Raw genomic sequence first — 14,152 nt, forward strand, 5'->3', positions numbered from 1 at the left:
AACGAGGGCCATGACCAGACATCGAAGCTGGTCCCGTTATGGGGCGTTGGCCGTGGCTTTCGCTCTTGCCGCTGGGATGGCTGGCTCTTCGGCGGGCGGACAAGCACCCGATGAGCGGGATGCGAGAATCACCGAGCTGGAAATGCTGGTCGCCGACAGAGATACGCTGATCGCGGCCCAGGAGTCGCTGTTGAACGACTACCGATGCCTGTTCGACATCGACACACAGCTGGTGCCCAATGGCTGCCCTGAACAGGCCCGACCCACACCTGCACCGACCGCCTCGCCTATCCCGACTGCATCACCTGCAGGCACTCCTACCGCCACTGCAATTGCAACCCCGACAGCTACTGCAACCCCGGCTCCGACCAACTTGCCTGACCCGACCATCCCCGCGGGTACTACAGAGGAGCAGTGGGAACAACTCCGCCAGTGCAATGCCAACGGGAACTACCAGCACGCCAACCCCAACGGAATCAACTTCGGTGCCTACGAGTTCAGACAATCAAGCTGGGACGACCTAGCCCGCCGCAACTACCCCCACCTGATCGGCGTCAATCCCCGGGATGCCTCCCCCGCCGATCAAAACCGCATGGCCTACGCCCTCTACGAGGAGCGGGGTTGGGCACCGTGGCCCAGCTGCGGACCATCGCCCCAGCCAGGGGACACCACGTCGACGGACCCCACTGAATTGCCCCCGATCCCCGCAGGTACCACCCAAGCGCAGTGGGACCACCTCATCCAATGCGAATCGGGCGGCAACTACCGGGCCCACAACCCCGCGGGGCCATACCTGGGCGCCTTTCAGTTCCACCAGCCAACTTGGGACGGGGTGGCCGGTCGACACTACCCCCACCTTGTTGGGGTAGACCCCCGAGATGCCGCCCCCGCCGACCAACACCGCATGGCCTATGCCCTCTGGGGGGAGCGGGGATGGCAGCCTTGGCCCCACTGCGGCGCGCCATTCCGGTCGTCCTAGCGGTCCCGCTTCCGGCCTGCTATCGCACCGCGAACGCCCGATACCATCGACCCGCTTGAACAGTGGAGGGAGACCGTGAATGCGAGGCATGAGAATCGGGGCGATGGCGGCTGAGGGCACGGGCGATCCGCCGGTGCCGGGGATGAGCGGACCTCCGGGGCTGGACGAGATCACCGAGAACGCTCAGCGGTTCGAGGCGCTGGGGCTGGACACGGCATGGATTGCCAACATCGAGATCGACGCCGTTACCGCATCGGCAGTGGTGGGCACTGCCACCACGCGCATTGAGATCGCCACCGGGGTGACCCCCACCCCCATGCGCCACCCCTTCGCTTTGGCCCAGCAGGCCGCCACCGCCCAGGCCGCCTGCGGCGGGCGTTTCACCCTGGGCATCGGCCTGTGCCACCAGGGGATGGTGGAGAACCTGATGGGCCTGTCCTACGCCCGCCCCGCCCGTCAGATGAGGGAATACTTGGAGATCGCCGGCCCCATGCTGCGAGGCGAGGGCATGAACTACGAGGGCGAGATCTACACCACTCGGTGGCGGGGCCTGTCGCATGCGCCTCCCACGGAGATCATCGTGGCCGCCATGGGGCCGATCATGCTGGGCCACGCCGGACGGCTGGCCCGCGGCACCTTCGTGTGGGCCACCGGACTCAACACGCTGGCCGACTACGTGGTGCCAACCATCAACGCCGCCGCTGAAGCCGCCGGACGGCCTGCGCCGAGGGTGGCGGCTGGATTCCCGATCTCGGTGACCGACGACGCCCAAGCCGGCTATGAGGCTGCGGCCCGGACCTTTGCCCACTACAAGGACATCCCCTCCTACCGGGGCATGCTCGACCGAGAGGGCAAACCCGGCGTTGAAGATCTGGCCATCACCGGCAACGAAGCCGCGGTTGCCGCCCAGCTGGAGCGGATCCGCGACACCGGCACAACCGACTTCGTCGCCTTCATCTACGACACCGACGACCAATCCCGAGCCCGCACTGAGGCTCTACTGGGAGAACTGTCCGGAAACAGCTGAGTTCAACTCGACGCAAGCAGGGCGATGTAGGGCTCGGGATTTCCAATCCAGCGCAGAGTCCGCAGCTCATCGGCACCGCGCCGGCCGGACAGCACCATCTGGAGTTCTTCCAAGGGTGCTTCCAGAGTTGCGGCCGGAGGCATCCGGTCAGCCACGCCCACGATCCGGGTCTCGTCGCCAAACCGCAGCACCAGCCCCCGCAATTCGGCGGCAATGATCCGTTGGCCCAGATCAGCTGACAGCGCCTCGAATTCCGGGCCAGCCCCTGTGGTCAAACCGCTGCTCTGTCCCGCAGCTCGGCGGCGGTGGGCAGGTTGAGCCCCAGCATCCGAATGGCGTTGTCCCGGCAGATGGCGTCAACCTCGGGCTGGGTCAGGTGCTCCATCTGCGAGGCCAGCAGTTCCTTGGAGTGCGGCCAGGTCGAATCGGAATGGGGATAGTCGGTCTCGGTGGTGATGGTCTCCAGGCCGATGGCGTCGATGTTGGCCAGACCCACCTTGTCGTCGAAGAAGCACACGAACACATGGTCGCGGTAGTAGGTGGACGGCGGCTCAGGTACCTTGTCGGCCACCCCGCCCCAGGCGGCGTTCTCCTTCCACACCACGTCTACCCGGTCCAAGATGTAGGGGAGCCAGCCCATCTGGCCTTCTGAGTAGGCCACCTTGAGGCCGGGGAATCGGACGAACACGCCCGACATGAGAAAGTCCACCAGCGAGTAGGTGGCGTTGGAGTGGACCAGCGCCGAGCCCACCGCACCGGGGGCGTCGGGCGAGGTGGACACCATTTTGGAAGACGACCCGATGTGCATGCACACCACGGTGGCCGTCTCCTCGCAAGCGGCGAAGAACGGGTCCCAGTAGCCGGAGTGGATCGACGGCAGACCCAGATTGGGCGGGATCTCCGAGAAGCACACCGCTCGCACTCCCCGCTCGGCGTTGCGCCGGACCTCGGCTGCGGCCAACTCCTCATCCCACAGCGGGATGAGGCACAGCGGGATCAGCCGCCCTCCGGAGGGGCCGCACCACTCCTCCACCATCCAGTCGTTGTAGGCCTGCACGCACAGCAGGGCCAGGTCCATGTCGGAGGCCTCGGCGAACGCCTGGCCGCAGAACCGGGGGAACGACGGGAAGCACAACGAGGCATCCACATGGCCGATGTCCATGTCGCCCAACCGGGGCTCAACCTGCCAGGCACCGGGCTGCATCTCCTCGAAGGTGATGCCCACCATCTGGAGCTCATCGCGGGGAAAGGTCACCGCCGAGTGGGTGCGGACCATCGGATAGTGGAGATCCTCGTAATACCAATATGCGGTGGGCCGTCCTGTGCCCTCAGTCCACGAGAACACGCCACCCACGTAGGAGATCTCGCACGGAGCAGTCACCACTCGAGGGCCGATGTCGGCATAGCGGGACGGCAGCCGCGACTGCCAGACATGGGGCGGCTCGATGACGTGGTCGTCCACCGAGATGATGGGGGGAATCTCGATCCCCGACTCGGCAGTCGACGCAACCATTACTGCACCGTGATGGGGAACATTCCCAAAGCGCCGTCGCCCTCGGGCTCGCTCTGGGCGAACTCCACGTTCAGCCCCTCCAAGCCCCGAGTAAACGCCCCGGGACGATAGCGGGGAGCATAGAAGGGCTCCAGCCTCATGTCGGGCAGCCGCCGGGTGACCTCCTCGAACATGACTTTGAGCTGAAGCCGGGCCAACGACGCTCCCAAGCAGAAGTGGGTGCCGAAGCCGAAGGAGAGGTGGTTGCGGGCGTCACGGCGCACATCCAGCGCATCGGGGTTCTCAAATGCCTCGGGGTCGCGGTTGGCCGAGGCGTACATCAACAACACCTGGTCGCCCTCTTTGAGAGTCTTGCCATGCAGCTCGTGGGTGGCCGTCACCGTGCGGCGCATGTTCAAGATGGGCGACACGTAGCGGATGAACTCCTCCACTGCGGTCTCGCCGATCACCTCGGGCTCGTCGATGAGGATCTGGCGCTGGTCGGGACTCTCCACCAGCGCCAAACACGTCGTGCCGATCACCGTACGGGTGGTCTCCGCTCCGCCGTCTAGCACCAGGAGAACCTCGTGCATTATGTCGTCGTCGCTCAGCGGCTGGCCGTCCAACTCTTTGTGGCACCACATGGAGATGAGGTCGTCTTGGGGATCGGCTTTGCGCTTCTGCACCAGCTCGTAGGTGGTGCCGGCCCACTCCTCGATGGCCCGGTCTCCCTGCACGGTGTGATAGCCCGGGCCGCCGCCTCCCTGCATGGTGGCCTCTGACCAGTGCATGACCCGGGGCCACATTTCGGTGGGATAGCCCAGCTGCTTGCCGATCATGTAGGCCGGCAGCGGGGCGGCCAGGTCGTACACCACATCGCACCATCCCCGGGGCGCCACCCGATCGATCAGCTCGGTGACCACCGCCCGGATCTTGTCCTCCTGCCTGCGAACCGCTCGGGGGGTGAACTCCCGGGCCACCAGCATCCGCTGACGCTGGTGGTCGGGGTCGTCCATGTTGATCATGGAGTCGGACATCTCGATCTTGGGCCGGCTGCCCGAGGCCGAGCTATAGAGGTCGGTGTTCTTCTCTACCGCCAACAGGTCGGCGTGGCGGGACACGCCCCAGATCTCGTTCTTCTCGTCCCAGTACACTGGGTCGTTTTCCCGCAGCCAGGCATAGACCGAGAAAGGGTCTTGGGCGTACATGTACCCGTCCAATAGATCAACGGGCTGGGTCACCTCAGCAGTCGCCATAAGCGGCGATGGTAGTGGGCGCGCTCCGTTTAGTCGGAAGCGAGGTTCTCGGCCGCAAACTCCCAGTTGATCAAGTGGTCCAAGAACGCCTCCACATAGGCGGCCCGGGCGTTCTGGTAGTCGAGGTAGTAGGCATGCTCCCACACGTCCACCACCAGCAGCGCCCGGCGATCGTGCAGCAAGGGCAGATCGGCGTTGGGGGTCTGCACGATGGCAAGTCCGTCGTCGTCGGACACAAGCCAGGTCCAGCCTGAGCCGAACAGCCCCACGGCCGCGTCGGCGAACTGGCGGCGGAACTCGTCGGTCGAGCCGAACGACTCCTCGATGGCCGCTCGAACCGGGCCCGAGGGAGCGCCACCCCCGTCAGGGCTCATCGAATGCCAGTAGAAGGTGTGGTTCCAGATCTGGGCGGCGTTGTTGAAGATCGCTCCCTCGGCACCTAAGACCACTTTCTCGAGTTCGGTGCCCTCCCACTGGGTACCTGCGGTCAGTCGGTTCAGGTTGGCCACATACCCGGCGTGGTGACGCTCGTAGTGGTAGCTCAAGGTATCAGCGCTCACATAGGGTTCAAGCGCGCTTTGGCTGTACGGGAGGGGGGGAAGGTCAAACGCCATATCCGGATAACACGGTATCGGCAAAAAAATCGGGATTGATAGCCGTATACATCCGAAATGGGTTTTCGTAGACAAAGGCTCGGAAGTCTTCCTCGGTGATCAGCCCCTCCTGCACCAAGCCGTAAGCCTCGTCCATGATCGATTCGATGTCGGTCACGTCCCAGTGGCCGATGTCGGAGGAGAAAACCGCATTGAGCCGCACGCCGCAGGGATTGGCGGGCCCGAAGGCCACATGCACGCCCCGGTCGTCGGCCTCGCATCCGAAATAGAGCGACGACGCGAACGATTCAGCGATCTCCTCGTCTGATTCCACCCCGAGCCTGGTCCACTCGTCGGGCTCTTCGGGTGTACCCCCGTGGATGGGCATCCCGTGGGCGTACGAGGCCAGGTCGTCGCCAAGAGTCGCCCTGAAGTCCCCGCCGTAGCGCTCGAAGTATCCGCCTAGCTCGTCGAGGTCGAGCAGAGCGGGGTCGAAGTTGCGCTGGATGGCATCCCAACTGCGCTTCTCCCAATGCTCGATGATGTCGCACAAGAGCTGGGTGCCCCACGAAACGCCGCACTCCAAGAACACGAACGGCAGCTCGGGGATACGCCGGGTGACCCCGCCCAAGAACAGCGATTTGCACAGCTCGTACATCAGGGACTGGAACTGGCCGATGTGGTTGGCGGTGTAGCTGGAGACGAAGGTGTGGATGCCGGGGCGGAAGGACAGGCCGCCGTGGAAGGTGGCGGCAAAGCCGAGCTCGACACAGCGGCGCCACACCGGGTCGTAGTCATAGGCCGAGTCCAGGCCATAGCAGTCGAACCAGTGGCGCTGGCCGGGCCACAGCCATCCCGACCGGGTTTGGTGGTCAGGATCGTCGATGGACCGCATCACCCCTTCGGCGAACACCACCACCTTCAGGCCCAGCGCGGCACAGTGCTCCAGCTCGGCGATGGCCTCATCGGGAGTGTGGGCGGGAATGATGCCGGCCATGGCCATGCGGTCGGCGTAGGGGTTGTAGACGTCGGCGTAGAACTCGTTGAAGGCCCGGCACAAGCCGGTGCGGTAGTCGGCGTCTTCCACCGCGCAGCTGGTGAGCGTGTTGGTGGGGTAGAGCACCGAGTAGTCGATGCCGATTTCGGGCATCCGCTCGTAGAGCAGTGCGGGCAGCATGGCGGTGGCCCGGTCCATCACGTTGGCGGTGTGGGTCCCCCACCAGGCCCCCTGCGGCGAGCGGGTCCGACGGCGCTCCTCGAGGCTGCGGGCCATCTGCGCGTTGCGCATGGGGAGACCCTCTGTCAGGTAACGCCGATACAGGTCAGCGCCCAGTACCCGCTCCAGGTGGGGCTGCTGGGCCGCGGTTATCTCCAGCACATGGCCGTCGGCGTCAATCACCGGGTGGCCGAATCGGCTCACCGCAGTCTCCGCTCTATCCCAGAGGCGAGGTTCTCGATCGGACTAGGGCAGGCAGCCGTCGGGCAGTGGGTGGCGGAACAGGCGAGCCGCATTCTCGTGGGTGAGCTTGCGGATGACGTCGTCGCTCAAGTGCCCCAGCTTCGACTCCAGCGTGTCCTGGCATTCGGGCCAGGTGGAATCGGCGTGGGGATAGTCGGTCTCAACCATGGTGTGGTCGAGGTTCATTGCGATCACCGCGTCGATCGACGACGGATCGTTGATGGTGCAGTAGTAGAAGTTGCGCATCAGCACTTCGTGGGGACCGATGTCGGTACCGCCGGGCCACACCCCCCGTCCGTGACCTGAGATCTCAATTTGGTGCTTGAGCCGGTCGTACATGATGGGCACCCAGCCGCAGCCCCCTTCCGACATGGCGATCTTGATGTTGGGATAGCGCACCGGGATACCCGACCACACCCAGTCGGCTGCGGCCGCATAGGCGTGCATCTGGAACATGGTGGCCCCCACCCCGATGGGCGGTCCGCCAGGATCAGTGGGCATGACGTGTCCCGACGACGCCACATGAAGGCAGATCACGGTGTCGGTCTCATCACACGCCCTCCATACTGGGTCCCACCATTCGCTGTGGATGGACGGCAGATCGATGTTGTGGGGAATCTCCGGCAGCGTGACGGCCACGAATCCCCGCTCTGCATTGCGGCGGATCTCAGCAGCGGCCAGATCGGCGTCTTTGAGCCATGTGATTCCCATGGGAATGATGCGCTCGGGATAGGAGCCCCACCACTCCTCATGAATCCAGTCGTTGAACGCCCGGGTCACCGCCAAGCCAAGTTCGGGATCGGAGCAGTCTGAATACACCCGGCCGCAGAATCCGGTTATCTGGCTGGGAAAGCAGATCGACGCCCAGATGCCGCCCAGGTCCATGTCGTGGATGCGGGCCTTGATGTCCCAGGATCCCCGGCGCATGTCGGAGAAGCGGGCCGGCTCTATGGTGAAGTCGTTGCGATCGGCCCGTCCCACCAGGGCGTTCAGGCCCAGCTGGGCGTAGATCTCACCGTCGAATTCCCAGTGTTGACCGCCGTCCTCGCCCTCGACGACCTTGGGCGCCCGGTCGGCGAACCGGGCGGGCACCCGGCCCTCGAACAGCCAGGGCGGCTCCACGAGGTGGTCGTCAACCGAGATGAGCGTGTAGCGGATGCGCTGGGGCTCGGGGTCGGGAAGCAGCAGATCACTGGGCTTCTCGTGGATATCGACGATGGTCATGGCCGAAGCCTACGGTTCGGGGTGCGACCTGCGCTAGAAGCCAGCCCCTCAATCTTGGAATTGGTGCTGGTGGCTTCGGCTCAGTCTAGGCCGGCGGCCCGGAACGCCCGGCTGAGCAGCGGGGGCACCTCTCCCACCGCGGCGTCTTCCATGTCCTCCTCAGTATCGTCTTCCATTTCTGGAAGCCGGAAGTCTTCAGATGAATCCGAAGAGGCGTCGTCGATCAGCACCAGTTCGGGCTCGAATTCATCGGCCGGAGGGCGCGAATCCGACAGCGTCCATCCCAATGGCACCACAATGCCATCGGCATGAACCCGACACAACGGAACGCCGGCGATGCCGGTGTCCTCATGGATGCCGACGATCTGCACCGACAGGTCTTGGGCATTTATCAACAGGATCGCCGTGGCACGTTCGTTGCACAACACGCGCGCGCAGAACTTTCCTGACATATAAGAAAATTACCGTCGATCAAACCCGAAATAACGGATACCCCGGTTGCGCCGTCTCCCTAGCTGGCTGTAGATAGGTGTGGAGATGAAGCCAGAATCAGTACACCGCCGATCCGTAGACGTCATGGCCCGGCAATTGGAGTTATGCCGGGCCGCGCCAAACCGCCCAGCGATGGTGCTGGCTGATGATGCCACTGATCCCACCCTGCTCGACGCCGCCGTCCATGCGCTGCACCTGGTCGGCACCCTTCCCACATCGGTCTTTGTCGACCAACTGCCTCCTGATGGGCCGAGCGCCGAACCGACGACGCCGGACATCGTTGTCAACCTCTTGAACGGCTACTCGTATGAAGTGGAGTCCTTGGTTCCCTCGAACGCCCGGGTGCTGTCGGTGGTCGCTCACAGCACCGGCGAGCTGCGGGGAATCGTGCCCCATGTCGGATTGGGCCGCCGGGTAAAGCGAGGCATGGATCTGCTGGATGCCGGGCAGGAATTGCATGTGGGCGACGACCAGGGAACGAATCTGCGGATCGGTCTCAGAGGTGCCCGTCGGTGGATGCACGATGGCCTGGCCACCGTCCCCGGCACTGTTGCCGAATGGCCTCGGGGGATAATCGGGTCGTCTCCGGTCGCGGGAACCGCCAATGGAACAGTGGTGATGTCGCCCGGCGACATCTGGCTGCCGATGGGCTGGTACGCCCGGTCTCCGGTGGTCTTGACCTTTGAGGGCGGTCAGATGGTGCGCATCGAGGGACCGCGAAGCGAGACCGATGCCATCCGAGCCCATCTGGCTTCGGTTGGCTCCCCCTCGGCCTACCGGCTCGACGCGGTGGAGGTTGGCCTGCTGTGGATCGACAGCCCCCGGCCGCCAGCTCTCTTTGAGCCGGGCCTCGCCGGTTCATTCGACGTTGCCGACCGCTATGGCCATGTGGTGATTACCACCGGCGAATACCCCATCGTGGGAATCGCCTGCTGTTTGAGGAGCGCCACGGTAGCTGTCGACGAGGTGGCGGCCGTGCGGTCGGGGCAACCCCAGGGAGACCTCGCCCCCGACGTCTACGAACAGGCCGCCCACCGCTTCCCGTTGTAGCGGTTGGCCCACGGGGCCATTGCCCTTTCGAGAGGTCACCTGATCGGCCACCCCTGTAGTGTCCCAGCGCATGGAGATGCGCAGCATTGGAAGCCTGTCGGCCTCGGTGATCGGGCTGGGGTGCAACAACTTCGGTATGACCATCGACGCCGATGCCACCCAGACCGTGGTCGACGCCGCAATTGACGCCGGAGTCAACTACTTCGATACCGCTGATTTGTATGGTCGGGGCAAGTCCGAAGAGTTCCTCGGTGCCGCTCTGGGCAGCCGGCGCGACCAGGTGATTGTGGCCACCAAGTTCGGACACCCCGGTGCCCTGCCCGAGGGGCAGAAGGGCGGCGACCCAGCCTGGATCCGCCAAGCCGTCGAGGCCAGCCTGGCTCGGCTTAACACCGACCGCATCGATCACTACCAGCTTCACATGCCCGACACCGATACTCCCCAGGCAGAAACGCTGGGCGCCCTGCAAGAACTGGTCGATGAGGGCAAGGTTTTGGAGATCGGGTGCTCCAACTTCAGTGCCGAGCAGATCGACGAGTCGGGGCTCGCTGCGGCGCAGGCCGAAGCAGGCAACTACGCCAGCGTCCAGAACTACTACTCGGTGCTCACCCGCGAAGTAGAGGACGGCGGAGTGGTTGACGCCTGCGAGCGCACCGGGATGACGGTGGTTCCCTACTTCCCCCTGGAGTCCGGCCTGCTCACCGGCAAGTACTCGGGGATGAGCCCCCCTGAGGGAACCCGCCTGTCAATGTGGAAGGGTGAGAGGCGGGACATGTTCTTGAGCGAGGAAAAGCTGGCCGCGGTGGACCGGCTCACCGACTATGCCGCCGACTCGGGCCACAGCATCTTGGAGCTGGCCATCGGGTGGCTGGTATCCAACCCGGTGGTGGCCACCGTTATCTGCGGCGCAACCAAGCCCTCCCAGGTGGCCTCCAACGTGGCTGCCGCCAACTGGGCAATGACCCCCGCTCAGCGATCCGAGATCGCCGAACTGGCTTCGTAGATTAACTCTCGAACCGACTCGCTCAAAGAATGGAGCGGGTCGGGTACTTGGATCTCGCCGACCACTTCGATATAGCCCTTGATCTGGGGTTCCGTGCCGCTGGGGCGCAATGACACCCGACTGCCATCGGCCAGATTGAACCGGAGCACATCGGCCGGGTACAGCCTGCCGACACCGTTCTGATAGTCGGTTATCTGGGCCACTTCGATGCTGCCGAATCGCTGGGGATAATCGGCCCGAATCACTTCCATAAGCTCGGAGGCCGGTCGTCCGCCTAAGTCGATGCTGACCTGGTCGGTGCGGTGGAGGCCGAATTCGTCCATCAGCTCTCCAAGCCGCTCGATGGGGGTGCGACCGTCCTCATATGCCAGCCACCGGCACATCATCGTGAAGTGGACCGCCGCGCTGATGCCGTCTTTGTCCCTCACCCTGTCGTTGCAGGCGAAGCCCAGTGCCTCTTCGTATCCGAACACGAACCTCCAATCCAGGCCGTCGTCGCGAGGGTCGAGGTTGTCGGCGGCGCGGGCAATCCACTTGAAGCCGGTCAGTGTCTCCACATGAGTAGCGCCGCGGGCCTCGGCGATGCGGCCGACCAGCCGACCCGAGACGATGCTGCTGGCCACCACCCGCTCGTCGCCTCCTGACCCGGTCCTCAGTCCCAGAATCCAGTCGCAAAGCAGCGCGCCGATCTCGTCGCCGGTCAATACCCGCCACTCGTTCTCGTAGGCCCACACCGCGGCGGCCATCCGGTCGGCGTCGGGGTCATTGGCGATGGCCAAGGGGGTGTCGATCTGCTCGGCCCGACGGATGACCTTGGCCAAGGTGTCGTGGTTCTCCGGGTTGGGCGACACCACGTTGCGGAAGAGGGGGTCGGGCTCGGCCTCGTCTTCGACGACGAACGGCTCGCCGTTTTCCAGATATGTCAGAGCGAAGTTCACGTAGTGCAGCCCCACGCCCTGAAGAGGGGTGTAGGCCAGCGGGTGGAACGAGTAGAGCGACGGCACATTGGCCAAGATGGCCGCTATGTATTCCACTTCAACGGTGACCCTTTGGGGCCACTCCGGGTCGGGCCCTCGGTCGGGCAGGTCGCGGGGCGGTAGCGTCTGGGCGGCCATGGCCGCTTCGATGGCCTGGTCGTGGGGCGGTATGACCTGGGCGCCGTCAGCCAGGTACAGCTTGAGACCGTTGTCACCGACAGGATTGTGACTGGCGGTGACCATAACCCCTGCCGCGCACGTGAGTTGGGTGACTGCGAAGGCCAGAACGGGAGTGGGTGTGTTGGGGGGCAGCGTCACGGGCCAGCAACCTGCCCCGGCCAAGACCTCAGCGACATCGGCGGCGAATATGTCAGAGTTCTGGCGGGCATCGTGGGCGATCACCACCCCGCCCCTTCCACCCAGCCACCCGACCAGCGCAGCGGCAAACTGGCGAACCACCACCCGGTTCATGCGGTTGGGCCCGGCACCCATCGGGCCGCGAATCCCTGCGGTGCCGAAACGGAGTCGGTCGCCAAATCGATCTTCGATCCCTCCCTGATCGCCGGCTTCCAACAGCGCTTCTAACTCGGCCCTCGTGTTCGGGTCGGGATCCGCGGCCAGCCACTCCTCAGGCGTTGGTATAAGGCGCTCGGCATCGGTGGGGACCCGCATCGTCGTGCTGAGGGTTGGCTTCTGGGGGCTGGTGCTCACTGCGCCTCCCATCGAGGGGTGAACGTCGGGTTCACAGCGCCTCGATCACGGCACCCAGCACTGCCGTAACCCGGCTCTGGGCGGCTTGGCCCGCGTCCAACACTTCTTGGTGGTCGAGCGCGCCGCCCATTCCTGCCGCGGCGTTGGTGACCAGCGAAACGCCGGCCACTTCGGCTCCCAGATGGCGAACGGCAATGGCCTCTAGAACGGTGGACATGCCGACCAAGTCGGCCCCCATGCGGGCCAGCATGGTGATTTCCGCCGGGGTCTCGAAGTGCGGCCCCACCAATCCGGCGTAGACCCCCTCGCCCACCGACGGGTCGATGAGACGCACCGCCTCGCGGATACGTGACGAATACAGGTCGGTTAGGTCGGTGAATCGGATGGCGTAGCCCTCAGGCGGTGCCGGACCGAACAGCGGAGACTGACCGGTGAGGTTGATATGGTCGCTGATCAGCACCGGCTGGCCCACGCCGAACGCCGGGTTCATGCAACCGGCTGCGTTGGTGAGAACCACCGTGGAGCATCCCGCGGCCACTGCGGCCCGCACACCGTGGACCACGTCGGCTGGCGGATGGCCCTCGTAGAGATGGACCCGGCCCGCCATTACCAGCACGCGCCGGTCTCCCACGTTCACCGCGCTGAGCGTGCCTCCGTGGCCGGGCACCGACGGTGGATGGAAGCCGGTGATGGATTCGGCGGCCACCACTGCATCAACGGTACCCATACCTTGGGCAACCTCGGCCCAGCCCGACCCCAGCACCACCGCTGCGTCGAAGGGCCCCTCCAACCGCTCAATGAGCTGGGATCCGGCCTGCTCAGCCCGTTCATATGGGTTCATGTCCCGATGGTAGGTGGCGCTGGTGACACTTCCCGCACCGCCATCGAGGGGGAGCTAGCCAGCCAGATGGGCCAGCGATCCAGTGGGGCGGGCGCCGAACTGGCTGATGGCCTCGGTGGCGGCCAGGGAGCCCAGCCATCCGCATTGGGTCAAGTCCCTCCCCTGGGTCCAGCCGTACAGGAACCCTGAGGCATACAGGTCCCCCGCCCCCGTGGTGTCCACCACCTTGGGCGGCGGTGCGGCGGGTACCTCGATGATCTCGTCAGGGGTGACCAGTACCGAGCCGCCTTGCCCCCGGGTCAGGGCGGCCACCGCGCACCGCCCCTGCACCTCGGCCACTGCGGCCTCAAAGTCGTCGCCCGTCTCGTACAGCGTGCAGATCTCGTGCTCGTTGCCGAACAGCAGGTCGATGGGGCCGTCTACCAAGTCGAGCCACTCCTGGTGATGACGCTCTACACAGAAGCTGTCCGACAACGTGAACGAGATGGTCCCCCCGGAGGCCGAGCAGATTGAGATGGCCTTGCGGATGGCCTCCTTGGTGATGGCCACGTCCCAGATGTAGCCCTCGCAGTACAGCACTTGGGCCGCCCCCACCAGGTCGGGGTCGATGTCGTCGGGGTGCAGCTCGGTGCTGGCTCCCAGGTAGGTGTTCATCGTGCGAGCCGCATCGGGGGTGACGATGATGAGGCACCGAGCAGTAGGCGGCCCCGCGGTGGCCGGAGCCACCTCGAATCGCACCCCTAGCGCCCGTATGTCGTGGGCGAACACCTCGCCGAGCTGATCGTCGCGCACCTTGCCGATGTAGCCCACCTGTCCACCGAATGAGGCCACCCCGGCCACGGTGTTGGCTGCCGAGCCCCCCGACGTCTCAATGGCCGGGGCCATGGCCCCATAGAGCGTCTCGGCCCGGTCGGCATCGATCAGCGTCATTGCTCCCTTGACCATGCCATGAGCGTCGATGAAATCGTGCTCCTCGGTGCTGATCACATCGACAATGGCGTTGCCGATCCCGACTACGGCCAACTCGCCCACTCAATCCCCCTCAACC

At 65.0% G+C, this 14,152-nt stretch carries 14 protein-coding genes; 4 read left to right on the forward strand and 10 right to left on the reverse strand.

All coding sequences use genetic code 11. The annotated features are described in order from the left end of the window. Positions 1 to 10: 10 nt before the first annotated feature. Together OXG30_16365 and OXG30_16370 are read left to right on the forward strand one after the other, a co-directional pair. Positions 11 to 979, forward strand: coding sequence for a transglycosylase family protein (locus tag OXG30_16365; GenBank protein ID MCY4136466.1), 969 nt, complete (start codon positions 11 to 13; stop codon positions 977 to 979). Between the two features lie 103 nt (positions 980 to 1,082). After that, entirely contained in the window at positions 1,083 to 2,006 is a 924-nt protein-coding gene (locus tag OXG30_16370) for a TIGR03564 family F420-dependent LLM class oxidoreductase (GenBank protein MCY4136467.1), read from the forward strand. 2 nt (positions 2,007 to 2,008) lie between these two features. Here the strand turns inward: OXG30_16370 and OXG30_16375 are convergent, their stop codons facing one another. The 7 genes from OXG30_16375 to OXG30_16405 all read right to left on the reverse strand — a co-directional run bounded on the left by OXG30_16375 (position 2,009) and on the right by OXG30_16405 (position 8,482). After that, a complete protein-coding gene (locus tag OXG30_16375) occupies positions 2,009 to 2,281 on the reverse strand; it encodes a hypothetical protein (GenBank protein MCY4136468.1) in 273 nt (90 codons plus the stop codon). Continuing rightward, positions 2,278 to 3,519, reverse strand: a complete 1,242-nt coding sequence (locus tag OXG30_16380) for an amidohydrolase family protein (GenBank protein MCY4136469.1) — start codon at positions 3,517 to 3,519, stop codon at positions 2,278 to 2,280. The genes OXG30_16375 and OXG30_16380 overlap by 4 nt, the downstream gene beginning before the upstream one ends. Continuing rightward, the gene (locus OXG30_16385) at positions 3,519 to 4,754 is read right to left on the reverse strand and encodes a cytochrome P450 (protein MCY4136470.1); all 1,236 of its coding nucleotides are present in this window, start codon (positions 4,752 to 4,754) and stop codon (positions 3,519 to 3,521) included. The genes OXG30_16380 and OXG30_16385 overlap by 1 nt, the downstream gene beginning before the upstream one ends. 29 nt (positions 4,755 to 4,783) lie before the next feature. Continuing rightward, the gene (locus OXG30_16390; protein MCY4136471.1) at positions 4,784 to 5,368 is read right to left on the reverse strand and encodes a superoxide dismutase; all 585 of its coding nucleotides are present in this window, start codon (positions 5,366 to 5,368) and stop codon (positions 4,784 to 4,786) included. Beyond that, entirely contained in the window at positions 5,358 to 6,767 is a 1,410-nt protein-coding gene (locus OXG30_16395; protein MCY4136472.1) for an amidohydrolase family protein, read from the reverse strand. Before OXG30_16395 ends, OXG30_16390 begins: the two co-directional genes overlap by 11 nt. A gap of 42 nt (positions 6,768 to 6,809) precedes the next feature. Next, positions 6,810 to 8,030 (reverse strand): amidohydrolase family protein, encoded by a 1,221-nt coding sequence (locus OXG30_16400; GenBank protein ID MCY4136473.1) that lies wholly within the window; start codon positions 8,028 to 8,030, stop codon positions 6,810 to 6,812. An 80-nt stretch (positions 8,031 to 8,110) separates the two neighbouring features. Beyond that, positions 8,111 to 8,482, reverse strand: coding sequence for a hypothetical protein (locus OXG30_16405; protein MCY4136474.1), 372 nt, complete (start codon positions 8,480 to 8,482; stop codon positions 8,111 to 8,113). 85 nt (positions 8,483 to 8,567) lie between these two features. Here OXG30_16405 and OXG30_16410 point away from each other — a divergent pair, with 85 nt between their 5' ends. Further along, positions 8,568 to 9,572 (forward strand): hypothetical protein, encoded by a 1,005-nt coding sequence (locus OXG30_16410; protein MCY4136475.1) that lies wholly within the window; start codon positions 8,568 to 8,570, stop codon positions 9,570 to 9,572. Between the two features lie 70 nt (positions 9,573 to 9,642). Further along, positions 9,643 to 10,575 (forward strand): aldo/keto reductase, encoded by a 933-nt coding sequence (locus OXG30_16415; GenBank protein MCY4136476.1) that lies wholly within the window; start codon positions 9,643 to 9,645, stop codon positions 10,573 to 10,575. Here OXG30_16415 and OXG30_16420 read toward each other — a convergent pair. The 3 genes from OXG30_16420 to OXG30_16430 are packed head-to-tail and all read right to left on the reverse strand — an operon-like array spanning position 10,542 to position 14,136. After that, on the reverse strand, positions 10,542 to 12,263 hold the full coding sequence (locus OXG30_16420) for a phospho-sugar mutase (GenBank protein MCY4136477.1): 1,722 nt from the start codon (positions 12,261 to 12,263) through the stop codon (positions 10,542 to 10,544). The two genes, OXG30_16415 and OXG30_16420, sit on opposite strands and share 34 nt — an antisense overlap. A gap of 31 nt (positions 12,264 to 12,294) precedes the next feature. Next, positions 12,295 to 13,104 (reverse strand): purine-nucleoside phosphorylase, encoded by an 810-nt coding sequence (locus OXG30_16425; GenBank protein ID MCY4136478.1) that lies wholly within the window; start codon positions 13,102 to 13,104, stop codon positions 12,295 to 12,297. A gap of 54 nt (positions 13,105 to 13,158) precedes the next feature. Continuing rightward, a complete protein-coding gene (locus OXG30_16430; protein ID MCY4136479.1) occupies positions 13,159 to 14,136 on the reverse strand; it encodes an adenosine kinase in 978 nt (325 codons plus the stop codon). Positions 14,137 to 14,152 lie beyond the last annotated feature (16 nt).

Source organism: bacterium (assembly GCA_026708015.1).
Lineage (GTDB): Bacteria > Actinomycetota > Acidimicrobiia > Acidimicrobiales > Bin134 > Poriferisocius.